This window comes from Streptomyces sp. BK79 (assembly GCF_044142145.1).
In the GTDB taxonomy this organism is placed as follows: domain Bacteria; phylum Actinomycetota; class Actinomycetes; order Streptomycetales; family Streptomycetaceae; genus Streptomyces.
The window spans coordinates 175120-196503 of record NZ_JBHVOC010000017.1 but is presented as its reverse complement, the minus strand read 5'-3'; the positions used below and the strand labels follow the sequence as shown (position 1 = coordinate 196503).

At 72.8% G+C, this 21384-nt stretch carries 17 protein-coding genes; 5 read left to right on the top strand and 12 right to left on the bottom strand.

The window, feature by feature from the left end; translation table 11 throughout:
• Positions 1-60 precede the first annotated feature (60 nt).
• The 3 genes from ACFIF2_RS22570 to ACFIF2_RS22560 all read right to left on the bottom strand — a co-directional run bounded on the left by ACFIF2_RS22570 (position 61) and on the right by ACFIF2_RS22560 (position 5945).
• Positions 61-1506: an aldehyde dehydrogenase family protein gene (locus ACFIF2_RS22570; protein ID WP_395575003.1), complete on the bottom strand. Its 1446-nt coding sequence runs from the start codon at positions 1504-1506 to the stop codon at positions 61-63.
• A 195-nt stretch (positions 1507-1701) separates the two neighbouring features.
• Positions 1702-3393, bottom strand: a complete 1692-nt coding sequence (locus ACFIF2_RS22565; protein ID WP_395575002.1) for a PucR family transcriptional regulator — start codon at positions 3391-3393, stop codon at positions 1702-1704.
• A 146-nt stretch (positions 3394-3539) separates the two neighbouring features.
• Positions 3540-5945 carry an ATP/GTP-binding protein gene (locus ACFIF2_RS22560; protein ID WP_395575001.1) on the bottom strand — a complete coding sequence of 802 codons (2406 nt, stop codon included), beginning with the start codon at positions 5943-5945 and terminating at the stop codon, positions 3540-3542.
• Between the two features lie 266 nt (positions 5946-6211).
• Between ACFIF2_RS22560 and gabT the strand changes: the two genes are divergently transcribed.
• A complete protein-coding gene (gene gabT, locus ACFIF2_RS22555; RefSeq protein ID WP_395575000.1) occupies positions 6212-7546 on the top strand; it encodes a 4-aminobutyrate--2-oxoglutarate transaminase in 1335 nt (444 codons plus the stop codon).
• 455 nt (positions 7547-8001) lie between these two features.
• Here the strand turns inward: gabT and ACFIF2_RS22550 are convergent, their stop codons facing one another.
• Positions 8002-8814 carry a hypothetical protein gene (locus ACFIF2_RS22550; protein WP_395574999.1) on the bottom strand — a complete coding sequence of 271 codons (813 nt, stop codon included), beginning with the start codon at positions 8812-8814 and terminating at the stop codon, positions 8002-8004.
• A 44-nt stretch (positions 8815-8858) separates the two neighbouring features.
• On the opposite strand from ACFIF2_RS22550, the gene ACFIF2_RS22545 reads away from it, so the two are divergent.
• The gene (locus ACFIF2_RS22545; RefSeq protein WP_395574998.1) at positions 8859-9548 is read left to right on the top strand and encodes a phosphatase PAP2 family protein; all 690 of its coding nucleotides are present in this window, start codon (positions 8859-8861) and stop codon (positions 9546-9548) included.
• A 191-nt stretch (positions 9549-9739) separates the two neighbouring features.
• Here ACFIF2_RS22545 and ACFIF2_RS22540 read toward each other — a convergent pair whose 3' ends face one another.
• From ACFIF2_RS22540 to ACFIF2_RS22510, 7 genes are all read right to left on the bottom strand, one after another.
• The gene (locus ACFIF2_RS22540; RefSeq protein WP_395574997.1) at positions 9740-10198 is read right to left on the bottom strand and encodes a hypothetical protein; all 459 of its coding nucleotides are present in this window, start codon (positions 10196-10198) and stop codon (positions 9740-9742) included.
• Positions 10199-10320: 122 nt separating this feature from the next.
• Positions 10321-11748: an NAD(P)/FAD-dependent oxidoreductase gene (locus tag ACFIF2_RS22535; protein WP_395574996.1), complete on the bottom strand. Its 1428-nt coding sequence runs from the start codon at positions 11746-11748 to the stop codon at positions 10321-10323.
• A 33-nt stretch (positions 11749-11781) separates the two neighbouring features.
• Positions 11782-12582, bottom strand: a complete 801-nt coding sequence (locus ACFIF2_RS22530; RefSeq protein ID WP_395574995.1) for an ABC transporter permease — start codon at positions 12580-12582, stop codon at positions 11782-11784.
• On the bottom strand, positions 12583-13512 hold the full coding sequence (locus ACFIF2_RS22525) for an ABC transporter permease (RefSeq protein WP_395574994.1): 930 nt from the start codon (positions 13510-13512) through the stop codon (positions 12583-12585).
• Positions 13512-14672, bottom strand: a complete 1161-nt coding sequence (locus ACFIF2_RS22520) for an ABC transporter ATP-binding protein (RefSeq protein WP_395575026.1) — start codon at positions 14670-14672, stop codon at positions 13512-13514. The genes ACFIF2_RS22525 and ACFIF2_RS22520 overlap by 1 nt, the downstream gene beginning before the upstream one ends.
• Before the next feature lie 5 nt (positions 14673-14677).
• A complete protein-coding gene (locus ACFIF2_RS22515) occupies positions 14678-15925 on the bottom strand; it encodes a spermidine/putrescine ABC transporter substrate-binding protein (RefSeq protein ID WP_395574993.1) in 1248 nt (415 codons plus the stop codon).
• A 55-nt stretch (positions 15926-15980) separates the two neighbouring features.
• Positions 15981-17516 (bottom strand): gamma-aminobutyraldehyde dehydrogenase, encoded by a 1536-nt coding sequence (locus ACFIF2_RS22510; protein ID WP_395574992.1) that lies wholly within the window; start codon positions 17514-17516, stop codon positions 15981-15983.
• Between the two features lie 202 nt (positions 17517-17718).
• Here ACFIF2_RS22510 and ACFIF2_RS22505 point away from each other — a divergent pair, with 202 nt between their 5' ends.
• Positions 17719-18312 (top strand): NADAR family protein, encoded by a 594-nt coding sequence (locus ACFIF2_RS22505; RefSeq protein WP_395574991.1) that lies wholly within the window; start codon positions 17719-17721, stop codon positions 18310-18312.
• Positions 18313-18512: 200 nt separating this feature from the next.
• Here ACFIF2_RS22505 and ACFIF2_RS22500 read toward each other — a convergent pair whose 3' ends face one another.
• A complete protein-coding gene (locus ACFIF2_RS22500) occupies positions 18513-19184 on the bottom strand; it encodes a DUF4190 domain-containing protein (protein WP_395574990.1) in 672 nt (223 codons plus the stop codon).
• A 155-nt stretch (positions 19185-19339) separates the two neighbouring features.
• Between ACFIF2_RS22500 and ACFIF2_RS22495 the strand changes: the two genes are divergently transcribed.
• On the top strand, positions 19340-20401 hold the full coding sequence (locus ACFIF2_RS22495; RefSeq protein WP_395574989.1) for an adenosine deaminase: 1062 nt from the start codon (positions 19340-19342) through the stop codon (positions 20399-20401).
• Positions 20402-20415: 14 nt separating this feature from the next.
• Positions 20416-21138, top strand: coding sequence for a glycerophosphodiester phosphodiesterase (locus ACFIF2_RS22490; protein WP_395574988.1), 723 nt, complete (start codon positions 20416-20418; stop codon positions 21136-21138).
• The last annotated feature ends 246 nt before the right edge of the window (positions 21139-21384 follow it).

Here is a 21384-nt window from a genome sequence, read left to right as displayed (position 1 = left end):
CACACCGACGGCCCGAACCCCCGCACAGTGGGTTCGGGCCGTCGGCCTTCTCGGGGTGCCTCAGAGGGCGAGGCCCGTCAGGACCAGCACCCGCTCGTAGGTGTAGTCGTCCATCGCGAACCTGACGCCCTCACGGCCGACGCCGGACTGCTTGGCACCGCCGTACGGCATCTGGTCGGCGCGGTAGGAGGGGACGTCGCCGATGACGACACCGCCGACCTCCAGGGCGCGGTGGGCGCGGAAGGCGGCCTGGAGGTCGTGGGTGAACACGCCCGCCTGGAGGCCGTACTTGGAGTCGTTGACGGCGGCGAACGCCTCGGCCTCGCCGTCCACCTTCTGGACGCTGAGGACGGGTCCGAAGACCTCCTCGCGGGCGAGGGTGGTGTCGGCCGGCAGGTCGGTGAGCACGGTCGGCGCATACGTGGCGCCGTCGCGCCGGCCACCGGTCTGCAGCGTGGCGCCGGCCTCGACGGCCTCCCGCACCCACGCCTCGACGCGCTTGGCGGCGTCCTCGCTGACCAGCGGGCCGACGTCCGTCTTGTCGTCGTTCGGGTCGCCGGTGACCTGGGCCTCGACGGCGGCGACGACACGCGGCAGCAGCCGGTCGTAGACGGCGGCGTCGGCGATCACGCGCTGCACGGAGATGCAGGACTGGCCGCCCTGGTAGTTGGAGAAGGTCGCGATGCGGGTCGCGGCCCAGTCCAGGTCCTCGTCGCTCGCCCAGTCGCCGAGGACGACGGCCGCGCCGTTGCCGCCCAGCTCCAGGGTGCAGTGCTTGCGCGGCACCGAGTCCATGATCGCGTAGCCGACGGTCTCGGAGCCGGTGAAGGAGATGACCGGCAGCCGCTCGTCCTGGACCAGCGCGGGCATCTTGTCGTTGGGCACCGGGAGGATGCTCCACGACCCGGCGGGCAGCTCGGTCTCGGCGAGCAGCTCACCGAGGATCAGGCCGGAGAGGGGGGTGGCGGGGGCCGGCTTCAGGATGATCGGCGCGCCGGCGGCGATCGCGGGGGCGATCTTGTGGGCGCACAGGTTCAGCGGGAAGTTGAACGGCGCGATGCCGAGGACGACGCCCTTGGGGAAGCGGCGGGTGAGGGCGAGGCGGCCCTGACCGCCCGCGTCGGTGTCGAGGCGCTGGGCCTCGCCGCCGTTGAAGCGGCGGGCCTCCTCGGCGGCGAAGCGGAAGACGGACACCGCGCGGCCGACCTCGCCGCGGGCCCACTTGATCGGCTTGCCGTTCTCGGCGGAGATCAGGCGGGCGATCTCCTCGGTGCGCTCGGCCAGCCGCCGGCTGACGTGGTCCAGGGCGGCGGCGCGGACGTGCGCGGGGGTGGCGGCGAACTCGTCCCGTACGGCGTACGCGGCGGCCACGGCCTCCTCGACCTGGGCGTCGGTCGGCAGGCTCACCGTGCCGACCGTGCTGCCGTCCCAGGGGGACGTGACGTCGAAGCCGGCCTCGCCGGTGGCCTGGCGGCCGGCGAGCCAGAAGGCGTGGGTGGAAGTCATGTGGAGTCCCGGCCCTTCCGCGTTGAGGTGTGTACGGGGGTGCGGGTCCACGGTAGGGCGGGGGGCGGCGAGCGGCGTTTGTCCGGGGTGTAGTGGTGGGGACGGGTTGTTCGACGGTGTGGCCAGGTGGGACGGGCGAGGTGGCCAGGGGGGCGCCGGTCAGAGGTCTGCTCGCCCTCCGCCCGCCGGACGGGCTCAGTCGGACGACGTCGCCTTCAGGGCGAGCCACAGCTCCATCCGTACGTCCGGGTCGTCCAGGGAGCGGCCGAGGATCTCCTCCACCCGGCGCATGCGGTAGCGCAGGGTGTGGCGGTGGACGCCCAGGTCGGCCGCCGCCGCGTCCCACTGGCCGTGGCGGGAGAGCCAGGCGCGCAGGGAGGCGACCAGGTCGCCGCGGCCGGTGGCGTCGTGGTCGCGCAGGGCCCGCAGCAGACCGTCGGCGAAGGCGCGGACCGCGTCGTCGGCGAGGAGGGGGAGGACCGAGCCGGCCGCCAGGTGTTCGTGCTCCACGCAGACCCGTCCGCGCCGGCGGGCCACCGACAGGGCCTGCTCGGCCTGCTTGTAGGCGGCGGACGCGGCGATGGGCCCGGACGGCGCCGACAGGCCCACCACCAGGCCCTCCTCGTCACCGCCCGCGCCCGGCTCCGGGCGGGCGGTCTCCAGGGCGGACGCGTACTCGACGCAGGCGGCCACGGCCGCTCCCCCGTCCCTGGCCAGCGCGACCAGGCGCTCACCCTCGGGGACGACCAGCACCGCCTCGCCGGACCTCGCCGCCGCCGACTCCACGACCTCGGCGAGCGCGCCGAGCGGGTCGCCGTCGGTGTCCGCGGCGGCCAGTGCGGCGGCCGTGGGGCGGGACGTGGGCCGGGACGCGGGGGCGGGTCCGCGCGGGTGCGTCGCGGCGTGCGCCCGCGCGGCGGAGGCCGACGCCGGCTCGGCGACGATGATCCGGAAGGGCGCGTCCAGCAGGCCCCCGTACAGGTCTCCGGCGACGGTGCGGGCGTGGTCGGGTTCACCGGCCAGCAGCATGCGCAGCACGGCCTCGTCGATGCGCTGTTCCGCCTCGTGCAGGGAGCGCGAGCGTTCCGTGGTGAGGGTCAGCAGGGCGATGGCGGAGTGCACGGCGTACCGCTCGGCCGTGCCGAGGGCGGCGGCGGTGCCGACGGCGAGGGCGGAGCGGGGCCTGCGGGAGGTGCCGAGGGAGTGGAGTTCGACCCGGTCGGCGTTCTCGGGGTGGTCCGGGGACTCGCCCCCGCCGACGACGGAGGAGGCCGGGGCGGCACGCTCGCGCAGGCGCTGGACGTCCGCCGTGAGGCGCGCGGCCCGCCGGCCGGCCCACTCCGGGGCCGCGGCGACGACGGCGCCCGAGGCGTCGTACAGCGCCGCCCAGCCGTCGACCTGCGCGGCGAGGGAGGCCAGCAGGCCCTCCGGGCCGTCGGTCAGCGCCCTCCTGGTCAGTTCGCGCTGGGCCGCGAAACCCGCGGTGACCGCCCGGTACTGGTCGGCGGCGATCGCGGCGGAGACGGCCTTGCTGATGGCGAGGAAGGGGGTGCGGCGCGGCACCTCCAGCAGGGGCAGGCCCTCCGCCCGCGCCGCTTCGACGAGGGCCTCGGGGATGTCGTCGTAGTTGACGCCGACGGCGAACCCGAGGCCCACCACTCCGGCGCCCGCCAGCCGCTTCACGTACCGGTGCATCGCCTCGGGGTCCGCGGCGTCCAGCTTGAGGGCGGTGATCAGCAGCAGTTCCCCGCCCTCCATGTAGGGGACGGGGTCGGCCAGCTCGCTGACGTGCGCCCAGCGCACCGGTACGTCGAGGCGGTCCTCACCCGCGCGCACGGTCAGTTTGAGCGCGGAGTGGTGGACGAGCGAGGCGAGCGTGGGGGGCATGGGGGCCTGGGCCTTCGGATCTGCGTCGGTCGGGAGGGGTGGGCGTACGGTGAGACGTCTGTGATCTTTTGGCCGCCGCGTATGAACGACCTGTGTCGATTCTGCCTCACTGTACGGTCCCGGGACGCCGGGCCCGGACGGCCGGGTCAGCCGCGCAGGTCCACCAGGAGCGGCGGGACGTGCTCGCCCTCGACGCTGGTCAGCGAGAGCACGGCGTGGCCCGCGGGCACGGCGTGGGCCAGCTCGGACGCCGACCAGCGCTCGCGCTCGACCTGCCGCACGGTCACCGCGTCCGTCGTGACCGCCTCGCCCGTCAGCAGCTTGCGCAGCCGGTGGAAGAGCCGGGTCATCGGCTGGTCGGCGAAGACCGTGTGCTTGGCGACCTCCGTCGTCTCCACCCACTCGGTGCCCCAGGTCTGCGCGAAGCGGCCGCCGTCCCAGGTGGACACGCCGCACAGCGCCATGCGGCAGCCCACCGCGCCGTAGAGCGGGCCGTGCAGCGCCTCGGGGACGTCGCTGATCGTGCGCAGGGCCAGCAGCACGCCCGCGTTCAGCGAACGCAGTCGCTGGATGCCTCGGACCGACTCCGCGGTGACCGCGCCCGTCGCGTCGTCGAGGACCAGGCAGGCGAAGTGCGCGCGCTCGCGCTCCCGGACGACGGCGTGGAACTGGGCGAGGACCAGCCGGGTGATCACCCTGCCCGCCTCCTCGTGGCCGTGCTCGGGAAGATCGATCCGCACCCGCAGGGGGTGGTGGGCGACCGCGCGCAGGGAGAACGACCGGCCCGGAGCGCCACCGCCGAAGAAGTCCGAGAACACCGGCCGGTTCAGTACGGCCAGCCGGCCGGCCAGCACCCGGCCCACGTCACCCGGCGCGTCCGCCTGCCGGCGGCGCGTCTCGAGCTCCCGGCGCAGGACGTCGTCCCCGCGCGCGGCGAGGGCGTCGTACAGGGGCGCCAGCACGCTCTCCTCGCCCTCCAGCAGGTCGCGCAGCTCGGGCAGGGTGGGGAAACGGCCATGCACCGCCCGGAAGGGGCCGAGCAGCTGCACCAGCGCGGTGGCGGCGCCCGGCGCGTCGAGATCGCCCACCAGGGCCTCGGCGAGGATCGCGGCCGCCCGGTCGGGGTCGTCGGTCTCGGCGTACGGGTCGAGGTCGTACGCCGAGGAGGGGTCGCCGACCCGCACGACCACGTCGAACGCGTCGTCGCCGCCGAGCCGGCCGCCGGCGGACACGGCGACCACGGCACAGCCGCCGGTGAGCGCCTGCAGCGCGAGGGCCTCGGTCACCGGTTCGACGAGGGTGCGGGTCTTCCCGGACCCGGACGGACCGATGGCCAGCAGGGAGGTGCCGAGTACGCCCGGGTCCAGGGCCGCCCCGGCGTCCCGGTACGGCGGCGGGGTCCGCTCGGCGGCCACCCAGCGGCCGATGCGCACCTGCCCGGCGAGCAGGTCGTGGCGGGCGGCCCGGCGCGGCAGGTCCCGGGCTCCGGATGGGTGGGTCCAGGCCGCACCGCCCCGGCGGAGCACGGTGTCGCGGAAGGTGCCCAGTCCGCCGCCGCGGCGGGCGGCGGTGAAGGCGTGTTCCACACGGGCGCAGTCGACGTCGTTCATCCGGCCGCCGGCGACCTCGGCGGTGAGGAGTTCGGCGGCCTCGTGCTGGTCGGCGTCGCGCAGGGCGGGCCACTGCGAGCGGGGGCGGACGGGAGCCGCGACATCGCGGTCGACGGCCTCCCGGCGCGGGGTGAGCAGCTGCCTGACGTACGGCCACCAGTCCCCGAGGCGGGCGAAGGGCCACACCACGAGCAGCGTGACGATCGTGTACAGCGTGTTGATGAAGAGGACGGAGGCCATCAGGTCGTAGCTGTCGGTGATCAGCACGGTCAGGGAGAGCAAGGGGTCGACCAGCGGCACCGCGGACCATCCGACACCCGGGAAGGCGTCGGGGAACACCAGGGAGAGGGCGAACAGCGCGAAGGCGGCGGCGACCAGCGCGCGGGCCGGCTGGGGCAGCCGGCCCGCGTAGTGGCGGAGGATGGCGCGCCAGCTGCCGAGCGCGCCCACCGCGAGAACGAGAGCGACGAAGAGGACGCCGTCGTAGACCACCAGGAGGTCCCACCCCGGGAGCGCGACCGTCCGCCCTTCGACCGGCTTGGGAGTGACGACCGAGCCCCCGTACCACCAGTCGTCCGGCGCGAACATCCGCAGGATGGCGCCCTTGTACGGGAAGTAGCCGCGGCGCCAGAACATCCACACCACCAGCGCCAGGGCGACCGGCACCAGCATGCCGGCGACCGTCACCGGGGCGATCTTCGCCCCGGGCTCCTTGGGCGGACGGTAGCCGTAGCGCCAGATGCCGGGCCGGCTCGCCGGCCTGGCCGTGTCGAGCCAGGCGGCGACGGAGGACGTGGGCGGGGGCGCCTGTGCGGGCGCGGGAGGCGCGGCGGGAGGAGCCGGGGGTCGCGGCGGCACCGGGGGCACCTCGGGAGGCCCCGCCGGACGCGGCACAGGATTGGCGTGCGTACCCCGTGCGTCCCGCATCCCGTCGCTGTCCATCGCCCTTTCCCCCTGACCAGCCGCTCCGTCCACCATCAGCGAGCCAATCTAACGCCCTCCCAAGGGGAGTTCACCGCTTACGCGGCCGGGCCCACGCCGACGTGTCCCGATGTCGCCGTACCGGCCATCTGTCCATCGCGGACAACCGGCTGCGCGGACAACGCCCACATGGAGCATGCCCGCTTCCCCGCCCCGGTCCTAGCCTGCGAGAAAAGAAGGCAAGCGTCCGTAAGATCCCACAGATCGCGCAAGACCCAGGAGCCCCCATGACCGCACTTGAGCAGGAGCGCCGCGTCGTCACCGCCATCCCCGGCCCGAAGTCGCAGGAGCTGCAGGCCCGCCGCACGGCCGTGGTGGCGCAGGGTGTGGGCTCCGTCCTGCCCGTCTTCACCGCGCGCGCGGGCGGCGGCATCATCGAGGACGTCGACGGCAACCGCCTGATCGACTTCGGCTCCGGCATCGCCGTGACCTCCGTCGGCGCCTCCGCCGAGGCCGTCGTACGCAAGGCGTCCGCGCAGCTCGCCGACTTCACCCACACCTGCTTCATGGTGACGCCCTACGAGGGCTACGTCGCCGTCGCCGAGGCGCTGGCCGAGCTGACCCCGGGCGACCACGCCAAGAAGTCGGCCCTGTTCAACAGCGGCGCCGAGGCCGTCGAGAACGCCGTCAAGATCGCCCGCGCCTACACCAAGCGCCAGGCGGTCGTCGTCTTCGACCACGGCTACCACGGCCGCACCAACCTGACGATGGCGCTGACCGCGAAGAACATGCCGTACAAGCACGGCTTCGGTCCCTTCGCGCCCGAGGTGTACCGCGTGCCGGTCGCCTACGGCTACCGCTGGCCGACCGGTCCGGAGAACGCCGGTCCGGAGGCCGCCGCCCAGGCGATGGACCAGATCACCAAGCAGGTCGGCGCGGAGAACGTGGCCGCGATCATCATCGAGCCGGTGCTCGGCGAGGGCGGCTTCATCGAGCCCGCCAAGGGCTTCCTGCCGGCCATCAGCAAGTTCGCCAAGGACAACGGCATCGTCTTCGTCGCCGACGAGATCCAGTCCGGCTTCTGCCGCACCGGCCAGTGGTTCGCCTGCGAGGACGAGGGCATCGTCCCGGACCTGATCACGACGGCCAAGGGCATCGCGGGCGGTCTGCCGCTGGCCGCCGTCACCGGCCGCGCCGAGATCATGGACGCCGCCCACTCCGGCGGCCTCGGCGGCACCTACGGCGGCAACCCGGTGGCCTGCGCGGGCGCGCTCGGCGCCATCGAGACCATGAAGGAGCTGGACCTCAACGCCAAGGCGAAGAACATCGAGGCGGTCATGAAGTCCCGCCTCACCGCCATGGCCGAGAAGTTCGACATCATCGGCGACGTCCGGGGCCGCGGCGCCATGATCGCCGTCGAGCTGGTCAAGGACCGCGCCACCAAGGAGCCGAACCCGGAGGCGACCGCCGCGCTCGCCAAGGCCTGCCACCAGGAGGGCCTGCTGGTCCTGACCTGTGGCACCTACGGCAACGTGCTGCGCTTCCTGCCCCCGCTGGTGATCGGCGACGACCTGCTGAACGAGGGCCTCGACATCATCGAGCAGGCGTTCGCCGGCGTCTGAGCGAGTCCGCGTCGCACCTGCCCGCACGAGCGCCGGGCGGGCAGGTGCGCGAGGTCCCGAACGCCCATCTGAGCCGCGTTTCGCACGCCTGGCGTGGCGAACGCAGAGCGTGTGAAGAACGTGTGCGGGGTGGATGGCAGGACGCCGATGGGCCTGTCCTCGGCCCACCCCCTGTCGTAGGTTCTACGCAGATGAGAGATACACCCGCCCACAGGGGACTGTGGGCGGATCTCAGGTCCGAGGCCTCCCCAGCTTCGACCTGGCCGTGCCTCGCGCACACAACCGGAACCCGCGGGTTCCGGGTCTCCTCACCGATCGGACGGTCGCCCGCCCCACACCCCCCGGGGCGCGCGACGTTCCGGTCAGGACGACCGCCCGGACACCCGGGACGGTGGTCCACCGAAGGGCCGGCACACTCCCCCCCTTGTGCCGGCCCTTCGGTGCGTCCGGCCGCCTCAGTCGAAGGGGCGCTCCTCGGCGACGCGGGCCAGCAGGTCGCGCGCCTCCCGGATGCGGGGGTGGGCCGGATGCAGGTGCCGCTCGCAGTCGCCCAGGGCCCGGCGGGCCGCCTCCCGCGCCTCCCCGGACCGGCCCAGGCCGAGCAGGGCCGATCCCGCGAGCAGGTCCACCAGTCCGCTGTTCCCGCGCTCCAGGGGCAGGGTGAACCGTCCTGCCACGGCGAGGGCCTCCTCGTACCTGCCCTGCCCGTTCAGACTGCGCATGAGCACGGCGTGCAGGGAGGTGGCGGAGCGCTCGTCCGCCCGGGGCAGGTTTCCCCGGGCGATCGCCTCCGCCTCCTCGTGGCGGCCCCGCCCGCACAGCGCCCGGCCCAGCAGGCCCAGGACGCGCACTTCGAACCGCGCCAGCGATGTGAGGTGAGCGAGCCGGGTCACGGCCCGCAGCATGTCCAGGGACTCGGCCTCCGCCTCCTCGTACCGCTCCAGGCCGATGAGGACCACCGTGCGGTGGGCCCGGACGACGAGCCGCAGGACGTGTGTGTCGGGGTCGACCGGCTCCAGCTCGGCGATCAGTGCCTCCAGCTCGGGCAGCACCTCGTGTCCGCGCCCGTGCGAGACGGCCACCCCCGTGGCCAGCACCCTGGCCTGCCGCTGCCACTGCGGGAGGGGGCGCCCGCCGAGCCACGAGGCCGGTGCGAGCGCCTGGGCGCCGGCCTCGACCTCCTCGTAACGCCCCTCCCGGTACATGCGCTCGAGCCGGGCGAAGGTCTTCTGCCGCTCACGCTCCCGCGCCTTTCGTATGATCTTCACGGGCGGCGAGACTACCCGTCGCGGGGCCTGCGAAGCTGGGCGTCATGCCGGTCTCCCCCCGCCCCCGCGTGCTCACCGCCCTCGTCGCCCTGCCCGTCGTGCTGTTCGCGCTGATCACGTGGCAGGTCCTCGCCGACGGCCCGCTGATCGGCGTGGACGAGCGGCTCAGCAGGGCGCTGGTGCGGCCCGACCGGCTCTCCGAGCTGCTGGCGGACCTCGGCAACGTGCAGGTGGCGGTGCCTCTCCTCGCCCTCGCGCTGGCGTACGCCGCCTGGCACGGGCGCGCCGGTGGTGCGGACCGGTGGTGGCTGCCGCCCCTCGCCGGGGCCCTGGCGATGGTGCTGGTGCCCGCGCTGGTCGTCCCGCTGAAGGAGTGGACCGACCGCCCCGGCACCCCGGCCGTGCCGCCGGCCGTCGGCTACTACCCCTCCGGCCACACCGCGACCGCCGTCGTGGCGTACGGCGCGGCGGCGCTGCTGCTCCTCGGGCCGCTGCGCGGGCCGGTCGTGCGCCGCGCGCTGGTCGCGCTCTGCGCGGTCCTCGTCCTCGGCGCCTCCTACGGGCTGGTGCGTCGGGGCTACCACTGGCCGCTGGACGTGGTGGCCAGTTGGTGCCTGGGCACGGTGCTGCTGGCCGGGGTCGCGCTGGTGGCCGGCCGCGCCGCGCCGCCGGTCACCCGAAGCAGGCGTCGAGGTTCGGCCGGAACCCCCGGTTCGCGCAACGGTCCCGGTTGAGCGTCCAGGTCGTCGGGCCGCGCGCATCCGGCCGTCGGGGCCGGACTCGAAGCCGCCGTCGCGCGCGGGGTCCGCGTCGGCCGCACGGGCGGCCGACGAGAGCGCGGTGGTACCGGACGCGGCGAGTGCCGCGGCGGTCGGCGGCGTGAGTTGTCAGCGCCTTCTGCGGCGCCCTCCTCCTTCCGTCGCGCTCACCCCTCGCCCTCCTCCACCGCGAGAGCCGCCGCGGCCTCGTGCATGGCCAGTTCGAGGAGTGCCGGATCGGTGAGGGTGCCGCTCCCGTCCGGCGGGACCAGCCAGCGGACCCCGCCGGACGACTGCCCCGCCGGGTACGGCACCACGATCCAGGTGCCGAGTCCGGCCGTCCGCACTCCGGTGCCCAGCCAGCGGGACGCCGTGCCGGCCGGGACGAAGAAGCCCGTGCGCGCGTCGCCGAAGTCGACGAGCACCGGGCCGGGCTGGTCCAGGACGCGGGAGAGCACGTCGAGGGTCGGATAGCCGAGCCTGCTCGGCACGATGAGCACGTCCCAGGCCTTGCCGGCGGGCAGCAGCGCGACCCCCAGGGGGTTGCGCTCCCACTCCCTGCGGCAGGACTCGGGATCCGGTGCGACGGATGCCAGCCACGCGACCGCCGTCTTCGCACCAGGCATGTGAAGACCTCCCTCTCGCTCGTGGACGCGGGTGCGTCACGAGGGAGAGGGAGGTCCGAGGCGCGCATTACGCGGGTCGGGGCACCTCGTTGGGGTGAACCGGGTCATATCCCGCGCCCGGCTCAGCTGTCGAAGCCGAGCCCCAGCTTGTCCATCGTCCGCAGCCACAGGTTGCGCCGGCCCTCGTGGGTGTCCGCGCGGGCCAGCGACCACTTGGTGAGCGCGATGCCGGTCCAGGCGAACGGTTCCGGCGGGAACGGCAGCGGCTTCCTGCGGACCATCTCCAGCTCGGTGCGCTCGGTGCGCTCCCCGGACAGCAGGTCGAGCATCACCTCGGCGCCGAACCGGGTGGCGCCCACACCGAGGCCGGTGTACCCGGCCGCGTACGCCACCTTGCCCTGGTGGGCGGTGCCGAAGAACGCCGAGAAGCGCGAGCAGGTGTCGATGGCGCCGCCCCAGGCGTGGGTGAAGCGGACGCCCTCCAGCTGCGGGAAGCAGGTGAAGAAGTGCCCGGCGAGCTTGGCGTAGGTCTCGGGGCGGTCGTCGTACTCGGCGCGCACCCGGCCGCCGTACGGGTAGATCGCGTCGTAGCCGCCCCACAGGATCCGGTTGTCGGCGGAGAGGCGGAAGTAGTGGAACTGGTTGGCGCTGTCCCCGAGGCCCTGCCGGTTCTTCCAGCCGATCGAGGCCAGTTGCTCCGCGTCGAGCGGTTCGGTCATCAGGGCGTAGTCGTAGACCGGGACGGTGTACGGGCGTACGCGCTTGACCAGGTTGGGGAAGATGTTGGTGCCGAGCGCGACCGAGCGGGCGCGGACCCCGCCGTACGGGGTGCGTACGGACATCCCGGCGCCGTACGGCCGCAGGCTGAGCGCCGGGGTGTTCTCGTGGACGCGGACGCCGAGGGCGAGGCAGGCGCGCTTGAGGCCCCAGACGAGCTTGGCCGGGTTGAGCATGGCCACGCCCCGGCGGTCGTGCAGGCCGGCCCGGAAGGTCGGGGAGTCGACCTGCTCGCGTACGGCGTCGGCGTCCAGGTACTCGACGCCGTCGGCCAGGCCCTTGGCGCTGATCTCCTCGTACCACTCCCTCAGCTCCCGGGCCTGGTACTCCTCGGTCGCCACGTCGATCTCGCCGGTGCGCTCGAAGTCGCAGTCCAGGGAGTGGCGGGCGACCGCCTCCTCGATCGCGTCGAGGTTGCGGGCGCCCAGCTCCTCCAGCTTGTGGATCTCGTCCGGCCAGCGGGTGAGGCCGTTGGACAGGCCGTGGGTGAGGGAGGCGGCGCAGAAGCCGCCGTTGCGGCCGGAGGCGGCCCAGCCCACCTCGCGGCCCTCCAGCAGCACCACGTCCCTGCCGGGGTCGCGCTCCTTGGCGATCAGCGCGGTCCACAGCCCGCTGTAGCCGCCGCCGACGACCAGCAGGTCGCAGGTCTCGGTTCCGGTGAGGGCGGGCTCGGGGCGGGGGCGGCCGGGGTCGTCCAGCCAGTACGGGACCGGCTGGGCGTCGGAAAGGGATTTCGTCCAGTCGTTGCTGCGGCTCATGGCGCTCGGGGCCATGATTTCAACTCCCTACGAATACACGGATGTGCTTCATGCCTTGCGGCGCTTTCGGCGGTTGCCGATGACCATGGAGGCCAGAACGAACAGTACGGCGATGACGAACATGGCCGTACCGACGACGTTGATCTGGACGGGCGTGCCGCGCTGGGCCGATCCCCAGACGAACATGGGGAACGTGACGGTGGAGCCCGCGTTGAAATTCGTGATGATGAAATCGTCGAAGGAGAGCGCGAAGGCGAGCAGTGCGCCGGCGGCGATCCCGGGGGCCGCGATGGGCAGCGTGACCCGGACGAAGGTCTGGAAGGGACCGGCGTACAGGTCCTGCGCGGCCTGCTCCAGCCTCGGGTCCATCGACATCACGCGCGCCTTGACGGCCGTCACCACGAAGCTGAGGCAGAACATGATGTGGGCGATCAGGACCGTCCAGAAGCCCAGCTGAGCGCCCATGTTGAGGAACAGGGTGAGCAGCGAGGCGGCCATCACGACCTCGGGCATCGCCATCGGCAGGAAGATCAGCGAGTTGATGGCGCCGCGCGCCCGGAAGCGGTAGCGGACCAGCGCGAAGGCGATCGCCGTGCCCAGCGCGGTGGCGCCGAGCGTCGCCCAGAAGGCGATCTGGAGGCTGAGCGACAGGGAGCCGCACAGTCCGGCGACGCCGCACGGGTCCTTCCAGGCGTCCGTGGAGAACTGCTGCCATTCGTAGTTGAAGCGCCCGTTCGGTTTGTTGAACGAGAACACCGTGACGATGACGTTGGGCAGCAGGAGATAAGCGAGCGTCAGCAGCCCGGCGATCACGACCAGATTGCGTTTGAACCAGTTGACGAAGGTCATTTAAACCAGATCCTCCGTGCCGGACTTGCGAATGTAGAAGGTGACCATGACGAGGATCGCGGCCATCAGGACGAAGGAGAGCGCCGCCGCCGTCGGATAGTCCAGCACCCGCAGGAACTGCGACTGGATCACGTTGCCGATCATTCCGGTGTCGGCGGAGCCCAGCAGGGAGGCGTTGACGTAGTCGCCGGTCGCCGGGATGAAGGTCAGCAGGGTCCCGGAGACGACGCCGGGCATCGACAGCGGGAAGGTGACCTTGCGGAAGACCGTGGAGGGCTTCGCGTACAGGTCGCCCGCCGCCTCGTGCAGCCGGCCGTCGATGCGCTCCAGCGAGGTGTAGAGCGGCAGGATCATGAAGGGCAGGAAGTTGTACGTCAGACCGCAGACCACCGCGAGCGGGGTGGCCAGCACCCGGTCGCCGGACGTCCAGCCGAGCCAACTGGTGACGTCCAGGACGTGCAGGGTGTTCAGGACGCCGACGACCGGGCCGCCGTCCGCGAGGATCGTCTTCCAGGCCAGGGTGCGGATCAGGAAGCTGGTGAAGAACGGCGCGATCACCAGGATCATGATCAGGTTCCGCCAGCGGCCCGCGCGGAAGGCGATCAGGTACGCGAGCGGGTAGCCGAGCAGCAGGCACAGCACGGTCGCGGAGGCGGCGTAGGCGACCGAGCGCAGGAACTGCGGCCAGTACTCGGCCACCGCGTCCCAGTAGGTCACGAAGTGCCAGGTGACCTTGTAGCCCTCCTCCAGCGAGCCCGTCTGCACGGACGTGGAGGCCTGGTAGACCATCGGTGCCGCGAAGAAGACGACCAGCCACAGGATGCCGGGCAGCAGCAGCCAGTACGGCGTGAGGCGGCCCCGTTTGCGCGGGGGCTTGTTCGCGGGCGCGGCCGGGGACAGCGGCGGTGGCGCCTCGGTGAGGGTGGACATCAGGCGCTCTCCCCTTCGGCGACGCCCGCGTCGATGTCCTGGGCGGCGTCCAGCCCGAAGGTGTGCGCCGGGTTCCAGTGCAGGACGACGTCGGCGCCGGGCGCGAGGCGGGCGTCGCGGTCGATGTTCTGGGCGTACACCTCGAACTCGGGGCAGGCGGCGCAGTCCACGACGTACTGGGTGGAGACGCCGATGAAGCTGGTGTTGCTGATCTTGCCGGTGATGCGGTTGCGGCCCTCGGGGATGGCGCCTGCCTCGTCGGCGTGGGTGATGCTGATCTTCTCCGGGCGTACGCCGACCAGCACCTTGCCGCCCGCCTGGGCCGGCGCGGAACAGCGGGCGCCGGGCAGGACCAGCTTGTCGCCGGCCGCCCTCACCACGATGTCGTCGCCGCTGCGGGTGTCGACCTCGGCCTCGATGAGGTTGGAGGTGCCGAGGAAGTTGGCGACGAAGGTGGTCCGCGGGTTCTCGTACAGGTCGGCGGGGGCGCCGAGCTGCTCGACGCGGCCCCCGTTCATCACGGCGACCTGGTCGGCCATCGTCATGGCCTCCTCCTGGTCGTGGGTGACGTGCACGAAGGTGATGCCGACCTCGGTCTGGATGCGCTTGAGCTCCAGTTGCATCTGGCGGCGCAGCTTGAGGTCGAGGGCGCCGAGGGGTTCGTCGAGGAGCAGCACCTTGGGGTGGTTGATCAGGGCGCGGGCGACCGCGACGCGCTGCTGCTGGCCGCCGGAGAGCTGGTGCGGCTTCTTGCGGGCCTGCTCGCCGAGCTGGACCAGGTCGAGCATCTCCTCGACCTGCTTCTTCACGCTCTTGATGCCGCGCCGGCGCAGACCGAAGGCGACGTTCTCGAAGATGTCGAGGTGCGGGAAGAGGGCGTAGGACTGGAAGACGGTGTTCACCGGGCGCTTGTAGGGCGCCAGGCGGGTCACGTCCTGGTCGCCGAGGTGGACGGTGCCGCTGCTCGGCTCCTCCAGTCCGGCGATCATGCGCAGGGTGGTGGTCTTGCCGCAGCCGGAGGCGCCGAGCAGGGCGAAGAAGGAACCCTGGGGCACGGTCAGGTCGAGCGGGTGCACGGCGGTGAAGGAGCCGTAGGTCTTGCTGATTCCGGTCAGGCGGACGTCGCCGCCGTGCTCCGTCGCTTCTGTGGTGGTCTTCATCGTCGTCACGCCCCAGTGAGCTTCGCGAACTTCTCTTCGTAGGCCGTCTCTTCCTTCGCGCTCAGGGAGCGGAAGGCGTGGGACTTCGCCTGCATGGCCTTGTCGGGGATGATCAGCGGGTTGTCCGCCGCCTCCTCGTCGATCTTCGCGAGCTCGTCCTTCACGCCGTCCACGGGACACACGTAGTTGATGTAGGCGGCGAGCTGCGCGGCCGGACCCGGCTCGTAGTAGTAGTCGATGAGCCGCTCGGCGTTGGTCTTGTGCCGGGCCTTGTTGGGGACCATCAGGTTGTCGCTGGAGGTGATGTATCCGCTGTCCGGGATGAGGAAGTCGACGTCCGGGTTGTCCGCCTTGAGCTGGACGACGTCCCCGGCCCAGGCCAGGCAGGCCGCGAAGTCGCCCTTGGTGATGTCGGCGGTGTAGTCGTTGCCGGTGAAGCGGCGGATCTGGCCGCGGTCGACGCCCTTCTGGAGGCGGGCGATCGCGGCGTCGTAGTCGTCGGCCGTGAAGCGCTCGGGGCTCTTGCCCATGTCGAGCAGCACCATGCCGACGCTGTCGCGCATCTCGGTGAGGAAGCCGACGCGGCCCTTGAGCTTCGGGTTGTCGAGCAGGTCGGAGACCGTCTTCACCTCGACGCCGTCCAGCGCCTTCTTGTTGTAGGCGATGACGGTCGAGATGCCCTGCCAGGGGTAGGAGTAGGCGCGGCCCGGGTCCCAGTCGGGGTCGCGGAACTGCGGGGAGAGGTTGGCGAAGGCGTGCGGCAGGTTGGCGGGGTCCAGCTTCTGGACCCAGCCCAGCCGGATCATCCGCGCGGCCAGCCAGTCGGTGAGGACGACGAGGTCGCGGCCGGTCTCCTGGCCGGCGGCGAGCTGCGGCTGGATCTTGCCGAAGAACTCGTTGTTGTCGTTGATGTCCTCGGTGTACTTGACCTTGATGCCGGTGCGCTCGGTGAACGCGTCCAGCGTCGGGTGCCGGTTGCCGCTCTCGTCGACGTCCATGTACTCGGTCCAGTTGGAGAAGGAGATCTCCTTCTCCTTGCCGGACCGGTCCTCGGAGGAGACGCCGCCCTCGGTCTTGCCGGCCGCCGGAATGCCGCAGGCGCTCAGCGTCCCGAGTCCGCCGACCGCGAGCGCGCCTCCCGCTGAGGCGCGCAGCAGTGAGCGGCGGGTGAGCGCGGCCCTGCCGTTGGTGAAGCTGCGCCGCATGGCGGCCACTTGGGCCGGGGACAGGCGGTCGGGCTCGTACTGCTCCATGCGCGTGGTTGCCCTTTCGGGTGGGTCGGCCGTGGTCGGCGGCCTGGAGTGATGGCTATCGGTCCCCGAAGACGGTGCGGTGCCAGTCCTTGCGGACTTCGGCGGTGTTGTCGAACATGACGTGCTTGACCTGGGTGTACTCCTCGAAGGAGTAGGCGGACATGTCCTTGCCGAAGCCGGACGCCTTGTAGCCGCCGTGCGGCATCTCGCTGATGATCGGGATGTGGTCGTTGATCCACACGCAGCCCGCCTTGATCTCGCGGGTGGCGCGGCTCGCCCGGTACACGTCCCGGCTCCAGGCGGAGGCCGCGAGCCCGTACGGCGTGTCGTTGGCCAGCCGGATGCCCTCGTCGTCGGTGTCGAAGGGCAGCACGACCAGGACCGGCCCGAAGATCTCGGACTGGACGACCTCGCTGTCCTGCGTCGCGTCGGCGACGAGGGTGGGCCGGTAGTAGGCGCCGTCCTTCAGGTCGCCCTGCGGAGCCTCACCGCCGCACACCACGCGCGCGTAGGAGCGGGCCCGGTCGACGAAGCCGGCGACGCGGTCGCGCTGGACGTGGCTGACCAGGGGGCCGAGGTCGGTGCCGGGCGCGAAGGGGTCGCCGACGCGGACGGTCTCCATGAGGGCGGCGGTCTTCTCGACGAACGCCTCGTACAGGGGCCGCTGCACGTACGCGCGCGTGGCGGCCGTGCAGTCCTGGCCGGTGTTGATGAGCGCGCCGGCGACCGCGCCGTTGGCGGCGGCGTCGAGGTCGGCGTCGTCGAAGACGAGGAAGGGCGCCTTGCCGCCCAGCTCCAGGTGCAGGCGCTTGACGGTGGCGGTGGCGACCTCGGCGACGCGCTTGCCGACGGCGGTGGAGCCGGTGAAGGAGGTCATGGCGACGTCCGGGTGGCCGACGAGGTGCTCGCCCGCCTCCCTTCCGGTGCCGGTGACGATGTTGATGACGCCGTCCGGGATGCCGGCCTCGGTGGCGGCCTGGGCGAACATCAGCGAGGTCAGCGGGGTGATCTCGGCGGGCTTCAGCACGATGGTGTTGCCGGCCGCGATCGCCGGGAGGATCTTCCAGGCGGCCATCTGGAGGGGGTAGTTCCAGGGCGCGATGGACCCGACGACGCCGATCGGTTCGCGGCGGACGTAGGAGGTGTGGTCGCCGGAGTACTCCCCCGCCGACTGGCCCTGGAGGTGCCGGGCGGCGCCCGCGAAGAACGCCGCGTTGTCGACCGTGCCCGGCACGTCGAACTCACGGGTCAGCTTCAGGGGCTTGCCGCACTGGAGCGACTCGGCGCGGGCGAAGTCCTCGGCGCGCTCGGCGAGGACGGCGGCGAACCGGTGCAGGGCGTCGGAGCGCTCGCCGGGGGTGGCGCCGGCCCAGCCGGGGAAGGCCGCCCGCGCGGCGGCGACGGCCGCGTCCACGTCGTCGGGACCGGCCAGCTCGTAGGTGAGGACGTCCTCGCCGGTCGCCGGGTCGACGACCGTGTGGGTGCGTCCGGAGGTGCCCTTCGTCAGGCGGCCCGCGATGTACTGGGCCCCGTCCGCGAAGCGGTCCTGGGCAGGGAATCGGTCCTGGGTGGCGTTGCCCGGGTTGTGCATGTCGGCTCTCCTCGGTCTCCCCATGGCGGGGGCCGGCGTGGCTCAGGCTCGATGTGAGTGCCGATCCTGACAGAGCACTAGACCTCCAACAAGTGATTCCGTTGTTGCCATTTGGTTACGCGACGGAATCTGTCGACCAGGTGTCGAGTCACCACGGAAAAGGACGGACGGAGTGTCCGTGGCGCGTGCCAGACTCGCGTGCATGGAGAAGATCACGAGGGCTCCGGAGTCCGGATCGGCGGGGATCACCGACAGCAGGGAAGCCCTGATCGCCCAGGTCCGGGCGGGTGCGCGAGTGAAGTACCTCTGCTTCTGGGGACACCGGCCACGCGCCGACGGCCGGATCGGGCCGGGTTGCCTGAGCCAGTGGTGGCCGTCGCCGTTCACCGTGGCCGGGGTGGAGTACGCGACCGCCGAGCACTGGATGATGGCGGGCAAGGCGAGGCTCTTCGAGGACGCGGAGGCCGAGCGGCGCGTCCTGGCCGCCGGGCATCCCGCCGAGGCCAAGAAGGCGGGGCGGCTGGTCCGCGGCTTCGACGAGGCGGTGTGGGCGCGGGAGCGGTTCCGGATCGTCGTCGAGGGCAGCGTCCACAAGTTCGCCTCGGACCCGGCGCTGCGCGCGTACCTGCTGGACACGGGCGACCGGGTGCTGGTGGAGGCGAGTCCCGTGGACCGGGTGTGGGGCATCGGCCTGGCCGCGGACGACGCCGCGGCGACGGACCCGGAGCGCTGGCGGGGGCCGAACCTGCTGGGATTCGCCCTGATGACGGCACGGGAGCGGCTGAGAACAGAGTGAAGGGCACCGGGCGCCGGGCACCGGGCGCCGAGCGCCGGCGCGGCGGGTCGGGTCCGGCGACGCGAGTGTCGCCGTGCCGGGGGGGCCGCGCCCCGGCGTCGCAGGCGTGTCCGGCGGCCGTGGCGCTCCGGCGCGCGCCCGTCGTCACGGACCCCGGTGCCGGGCGGACCGGACGGACCGGGCGCCCGGGACGGCGCGGCTCAGCCGTGCGTCTGCGCCTCGACGGAGACCGCGGCCGGGCGCGGGGCGCCGTAGTACGGGTCCTCGTACTCCGAGTCGTCGTTGATCGCGGCGATGATCCCGACGGCGATCAGCGCCATCACGGCGAGGCCGAGGACGATGCCGATGATGCCCATGACGAAGCCGGCCTGGGCCTGCCCGTGGTTGTCGGCCTCGCCGCGCTCGGCCTTCCGGCGGCCCTTGACGCCGAAGACCACGGCGAGGATGCCGAGCACCAGCGAGACCACGCCGTACGCGCAGAACATGCAGCAGGCCAGGATGCCCAGCACCATCGCCGCCGTGCCCATGCCGTTCTGCGGGGGCATCGGCGCACCGTGCCAGCCGTAGCCGGGGTGGGGATAGGCGGGATAGCCGTAGCCGCCCGGGACTCCTGGGCCACCGGGCGCCATGGGCGGAGGCGGCACCGCGGCCTGCGGCGGGGTGAACCCGGCGGTGGGCATCGAGGCGACCGTGGCCTGGTCGTGCACGGACGGCGGCTGCTGCTGCCAGGGCGGCGCGTCACCGGCCGGCGGTCCGGCCGGCTGCCCGGTCGCCGCGTCCCGGCCCTTGTCCAGCGACGGCCCGCTCTCCGGGGCCGCCCAAGGATCGTAGGCGCCGTCGGAGTCCCCGCCCGGTCGTGCCGCACCCGTCATGTCCGTCCCCCTGGGTCGATCGTGCCCGTCATGGTACGGGCCCGGTCCGTCCGGTGTGAGACCGGCCTACGATGATCCCCGGACCACCGATCAGCCGATCACCCGCACCCCGTCGCCGCACCGCCGGCCCGGGGCGCCGTTTGGGGGAGGAACCCATGACCGAGCCCCTCGTCGACCCCGCCGTCCCGCGCGATCTGCACGACTTCATCGCCGGACTGCCCAAGGCCGAACTGCACGTGCACCACGTCGGCTCCGCCTCCCCGCGCATCGTCTCGGAACTGGCCGCGCGCCACCCCGACTCGAAGGTCCCGACCGACCCCGAGGCGCTGGTCGACTACTTCACGTTCACGGACTTCGCCCACTTCATCGAGGTGTACCTGTCCGTCGTCGACCTGATCCGCACGCCGGAGGACGTACGGCTGCTGACCTTCGAGGTGGCCCGGGACATGGCCCGGCAGCAGGTGCGGTACGCCGAGCTGACCATCACCCCGTTCTCCTCCACCCGGCGCGGCATCGACGAGGGCGCCTTCATGGCCGCGATCGAGGACGCCCGCAAGGCGGCCGAGGCCGAGTTCGGGACCGTACTGCGCTGGTGCTTCGACATTCCCGGCGAGGCCGGCCTGGAGTCCGCCGAGGAGACGACACGGCTCGCCACCGACGACCGGCTGCGCCCCGAGGGCCTGGTCTCCTTCGGGCTCGGCGGCCCCGAGATCGGCGTCGGCCGGCCGCAGTTCAAGCCGTACTTCGACCGGGCCATCGCCGCCGGCCTCCACTCGGTGCCGCACGCCGGCGAGACCACCGGCCCGCAGACGGTGTGGGACGCCCTCACCGACCTGCGCGCCGAGCGCATCGGACACGGCACCAGCTCCGCCCGGGACCCGAAGCTGCTGGCGCACCTCGCCGAGCACCGGATCCCCCTGGAGGTGTGCCCGACGTCGAACATCGCCACCCGCGCGGTGCGCACCCTGGACGAGCACCCGCTCAAGGAGTTCACCCGCGCCGGAGTCCTGGTGACCATCAACTCCGACGACCCGCCGATGTTCGGCACCGACCTCAACAACGAGTACGCCGTCGCCGCCCGGCTCCTCGGCCTCGACGCGCGCGGGCTGGCCGGCCTGGCGAAGAACGCGGTCCAGGCGTCGTTCCTGGACGCGCCGGGCAAGGCCAGGATCAGCGACGAGATCGACGCGTACACCGCCGCCTGGCTGTCCTCCTGAGACGGGACGCGACCATGGACTCCCCGCGCGACCTGACCGCCGTGGCCCACCGCGGCGACCCGTACCGGTACCGCGAGAACACGATCGACTCCCTGCGCTCCGCGCTCGCCCGCGGCGCGGACGCGGTGGAGACCGACGTGCGCCTCACCCGGGACGGCGTGCCCGTGCTGCTGCACGACGAGACGCTGAAGCGCCTGTGGCAGCGGGACCGGCCGCTGCGCTCCCTGACGGCCGAGGAGGTGCGGGGGCTGACGGCGGGCCGGGTGCCGACGCTCGCCGAGGCGCTGGCCGCGACCGACGGCAGCCGGCTGATGCTCGACCTGCCGGGCGGACCGGGTGAGCGGGCCGTCCGGCGCATCGTGGACGTGGTCCGCGAGAGCGGGGCCGAGGACCGCGTCTACTACTGCGCGGGCGCGTCCGCCATGCTCGCCGTGCGGGCCGCCGACCCCGCCGCCGAGATCGCGCTGACCTGGGCGACGGCGGCACCGCCCCGGCCGGCGCTGCTGGCGGCCGTCCGCCCGCGCTGGCTCAACTACCGCTTCGGGCTGGTGGACCGGGCGCTGGCCGAACGCGTCCACCGGGACGGCTGTCTGCTCTCCGTCTGGACGCCGGACACCCGGCGCTCCATGCGCCGGCTGATCGGCCTGGGGGTCGACTCGATCACGACCAACCGCATCGACACGCTGTGCGCCCTGCGCGACGCCGGCGCCGGCGCCGGTCGCCCCGCTCCCGTCTGAGCCGCAGCCGCGCCCGCCGGACCCGGTCCCCACGCGAGGTCGCGCGTACGCGCGGGGCACGGGCACCGGCGCGGCGCGGCACAGCGGGTGCCTGGCCCAGAGGATGAACGGCGCGATCGGTACGGGCGAGGTCACGGACCCGGCACGGTCGCCGGCTCCTCGGCGTCGTGCAGTGCCCAGGCGGTCGGCGGTTCCCACGTGACCGCGCCGGCGACCTCTGCACTCCGCGGTCCACCACGCGGTGAA